Source organism: Vibrio sp. A11 (assembly GCF_013048705.1).
In the GTDB taxonomy this organism is placed as follows: domain Bacteria; phylum Pseudomonadota; class Gammaproteobacteria; order Enterobacterales; family Vibrionaceae; genus Vibrio; species Vibrio metschnikovii.
The window spans coordinates 1-4,093 of sequence record NZ_VHSI01000038.1 but is presented as its reverse complement, the minus strand read 5'-3'; the positions used below and the strand labels follow the sequence as shown (position 1 = coordinate 4,093).

Sequence of the window (4,093 nt, the reverse complement as noted above, 5' to 3'; positions counted from 1 at the left end):
AAACTGCTTCGAACAAATGAACGTTATAAAAGTTCAATATAATCAATAAGTAATAAAACATAACAAACGCTTCAAGAGGGACTTCTAACGCGCGGCATTTTTATTATGCGTTGGTTTCGGTGGTTACGGTGTTATGCGGAAACTTGGTAGTAGCGTTGTCAGCCCCTTAAGCGGGCGTTAGGCTTACTTGTTGTTAATTGATATATTTTAGGTGGGTTTTATGAAAAATGAATTGATAGAAATTATTTATGAGGGAGAAAACGGTAGAAGTGACATTAGGACTTACAGAGATTATGAAGATATTTTATATGTGTCCTTAGTTGATGTTATCCGTACTTTGAATCGTGAAAATAGAGAACACGATGAACGCCATATTATAAAGTCAATGGCAGGTATCCTTAAGGCTCAGCTTCAAGCTTTGGATAGTGATGAATATATAATGGTTCCTGTTGTTAATGGTGCATTCTCAGAGGAAAAAGAAATTTTCGTTACTCAACCAGGTCTTTATAGAGTTCTATCTAGTGATAGAAGCTATGCCGGTAAAAAATTTCAACGATGGTTATTTCATGATGTTATTCCAGCATTGACTAAGTACGGTGAGTATCCAGCTCCAGTGATTACTCAAGATTCAGAAGTCAAAAAATTAGCTAAATTAGTTTTAATGGAAATCGAGCAACGTGAAGAGGCTGAAAAGCGGATTCATGAAAAATTTCTTGCTCATGAAAAACAGCTTAACCTTCTTGGAGACAAGCTACATTCGATTGAAACCGAATCAGATATTTCTGACTATTATTCTGTGGCTCAGTATTGTAGTAACAACTTAATTGATAAGACGCACGAGCAATTGGTTTTTGGTTGGTGTATAAAAATTTGTGCAGAAGAAGGTGAAAAGTCACATAAACGGACTATTAATGGTCGCAAAGAACTGTTTTTCCCTCTACATGTCATCGCCGCAGCTGTGTCACACGTGAAAAAAGCCTAACAAGGCGTTAAAGAGGGATTCACAACGCGTGGCATTTTCATTATGCGTTGATTTTATTAGTTTTTAGTGCAATGCGGTGAGTTGGTCGTTGCGTTACTCACCCCTTAACGCGGCGTTATGTGCTTCAAGGATGAACAATATGAATTACGATGAATTTAATGAATTTTGCGGCTCTTTCCCCGCTACTAGTCATGTTGTTCAATGGGGCAATTCTGATGTATGGAAAGTAGGCAATAAGGTATTTGCGGTCGGAGGTTGGAGCTCTGACGGGAAATCGGCATTTACTTTTAAGGTGTCAGACCTGAACTTTGATTTTCTGAGTAATTGTGATGGTTACAGACCAGCACCATATTTTGCTAATCGAGGAATGAAATGGATTCAGCAAACTGAAACGGGAAGTCGCCTTGATGATGAGTTACGTTATTATCTATCTGAATCCTATAGAATTGTTTCAAGTGGTTTAAGTAAAAAGAAGCAGGCTGAGTTAGGGATTCTGTGTCAATCTGAAACACGCACATAACAAAGCGTTCAAGAGGGATTCGCAACGCGTAGCATTTTCGTTATGCATTGATTTTATTGGTTTTTAGTGCAATGCGGTGAGTTTGTAGTTGCGTTGCTCACCCCTTAACGCGGCGTTAGCCGTTTCGGAGAAAGCATGGAAGTTCAGGTTGTTGCATCGCTAATAGGTATCGTTGGGATCACATTAAGTGCGATCTTTAGTGGCTTTGGTTACTTCTTCAAAATTAGAACTGAAAAGCTTAGAACTACACGCCAAGTTCTGTTCTATTTATTAGAATTTAGGGCATATGTCTTAGCGTCTTCTTTTTCATCTACGGAGCTATACGAAAAGTATCTTGAAAAATGCGAGAAATACTTAGATAAGAAAAAAATTGAAGGTATAGCTATACCACAACAAAACCAGGATTTAATGTTGGGGTATTTTTCGAATGTCATTGAACAAATAACTCCAAAACTATCTGAAAGCTTCATTATTGAGTATGAGCAGACAATAATTTCTCTATCTAAAGAAAACCCGATTCTGGCTTTTCAGCTTAGAGGTAAAGATATGGCTACAAAATTGGTTTCTCTACAAAGAGTATATTTAGAGCAACTACAACAGTCTGAAATATTTACGTCTAATAAAAGTCTTGGTGGTTTTCTTAAAAGTCAAATCACGGAAGTTCACTCGAAAGGCTTGAATGAGATTCTTGATTTGCTCAATCAGGAATTAAAAACGGTATCTAAAGCGTGCGGATTTATTCACTATCTGCAAATTAGGAAAATAACGAATAACCGTTCAAAACCATCTTTAGACCTTGATGACATTGGTATCGATGAACTCTTTGATGGGTTATTGTCGGCGTATTCCCATCATGTGAAATTAGAAAATATGCACACGGGTAACAACGGCTAACAAGGCGTTCAAGAGGGATTCGCAACGCGTAGTATTTTCGTTATGCGTTGATTTTATTAGTTTTTAGTGCAATGCGGTGAGTTGGTAGTTGCGTTGCTCACCCCTTAACGCGGCGTTATGTTTTATTGAGCCTCAGCAAGATCAATTAAACAATTTTAATGGGAAAATTCCGTCTGATTTAGAAGTTTTCCTATTCTAATTTATTGATATTATGGGTTTATTGTTCTTTTTTGTGGCTATTGAAAGTTGATCGATGCTTTTGTTTTTTTGTCGGGTTTTGCTCTGATAAATTGTGTACGCAAAAGATTCAACTGTTGCTGAAAAGTCTCTTTCTTTGGTGTTGTTTGCTCATTGATTCCGCAGGCTAATTCGCTTCAACTTATTTGGGATCTTATCGGCACCAATGATTGCTGAAAGTAGGCAAGTTTATCATTTTGAGTTAAACTGCTTCGAACAAATGAATTTTGTAAAAGTTCAATATAATCAATAGGTAATAAAACATAACAAACGCTTCAAGAGGGACTTCCAACGCGCGGCATTTTCATTATGCGTTGGCTTAAGTGATTACGGTGTTATGCGGAAACTTGGTAGTAGCGTTGTCAGCCCCTTAAGCGGGCGTTATGCTTTATTGAGCCTCAGCAAAATCAATATATAAATTTTAATGGGAAAACTTAGTCTGATTTAGAAGTTTTCTTATTCTAATTTATTGATATTATGAGTTTATTGTTCTTTTTAGTGGCGATTGAAAGTTGAACGATGCTTGTGTTTTGTCGGCCAACTCTGCTCTGATAAGTTTTGTGCGCAAAAGGTTCGATTGTCGCTGAAAGGTCTCTTTCTTTGTTGTTGCTTGTCCATTGATTCCACCGGCTATTTCGCTTCAGCATGTTTGGGATCTCATTAACATCTTACTTGCTGACAGTGTTTGGTTAGCGCAAGTTTATCGGCGAATGTGCGTTTTTATCCGGCTCTGCTCTGATAAATTGTGTGCGCAAAAGGTTCGATTGTTGCTGAACGGTCTCTTCCTTTGGCGTTGCTGGTTTATTGATTCCGCAGGCTATTTCGCTTCAACTTATTTGGGATCTTATCGGCACCAATGATTGCTGAAAGTAGGCAAGTTTATCATTTTGAGTTAAAGTGGCTTTAACCAATGAACATTGTAAAAGTTCAATGTAATCAATAGGTAATAAAGCATACAAACGCTTCAAGAGGGACAGCCAACGCGTGGCATTTTTACTATGCGTTGGTTTCGGTGATTACGGTGTTATGCGGTAAGTTGGTAGTAGCGTTTCGGGCTACTTAATTGGGCGTTAAATTGCAATCGAGGTATTAGATTATCAAAGTAGATATTTATGATGTGTTTATCGGTGAATCAGCATCCGGCAATCCTTGTGGCGTTGTAGGGTTAACTAGTTGGCTTCCTGATTCCGAGTTGCATCAAATCACTCGTGAAATTGGACAACCAGTTACTTCCTTTATTACAAAAATCGATGGACAATTTCATATTCGTTGGTTTTCACTTGATGGCGAAATTAATCTTTGTGGACACGGAAGTTTGGGAGCAGGTGCAGCCCAGGGCAAGATCATGAACGTTTTTTGCGCAATGCGAGGTTAAGTTTGACCTGACGTGCGGGCTGTGATCTTATGCTCCTTTTTTAAGGTGTTGCCATGAATATTAATACCATCAAAGAGCACTTCAG

At 38.2% G+C, this 4,093-nt stretch carries 3 protein-coding genes and 1 pseudogene; all 4 read left to right on the top strand.

Annotation, left to right across the window (positions count from 1 at the left end; genetic code table 11):
- The first annotated feature begins 220 nt into the window (after positions 1-220).
- Positions 221-982: a Bro-N domain-containing protein gene (locus tag FKQ60_RS17010; protein WP_170906803.1), complete on the top strand. Its 762-nt coding sequence runs from the start codon at positions 221-223 to the stop codon at positions 980-982.
- A 139-nt stretch (positions 983-1,121) separates the two neighbouring features.
- Entirely contained in the window at positions 1,122-1,502 is a 381-nt protein-coding gene (locus tag FKQ60_RS17005) for an MmcQ/YjbR family DNA-binding protein (protein ID WP_170905673.1), read from the top strand.
- A gap of 135 nt (positions 1,503-1,637) precedes the next feature.
- Positions 1,638-2,396 carry a hypothetical protein gene (locus FKQ60_RS17000; RefSeq protein WP_170906802.1) on the top strand — a complete coding sequence of 253 codons (759 nt, stop codon included), beginning with the start codon at positions 1,638-1,640 and terminating at the stop codon, positions 2,394-2,396.
- A 1,354-nt stretch (positions 2,397-3,750) separates the two neighbouring features.
- A pseudogene (locus tag FKQ60_RS16995) lies at positions 3,751-3,966 on the top strand (PhzF family phenazine biosynthesis protein); the annotation flags it as partial.
- Positions 3,967-4,093: the final 127 nt, after the last annotated feature.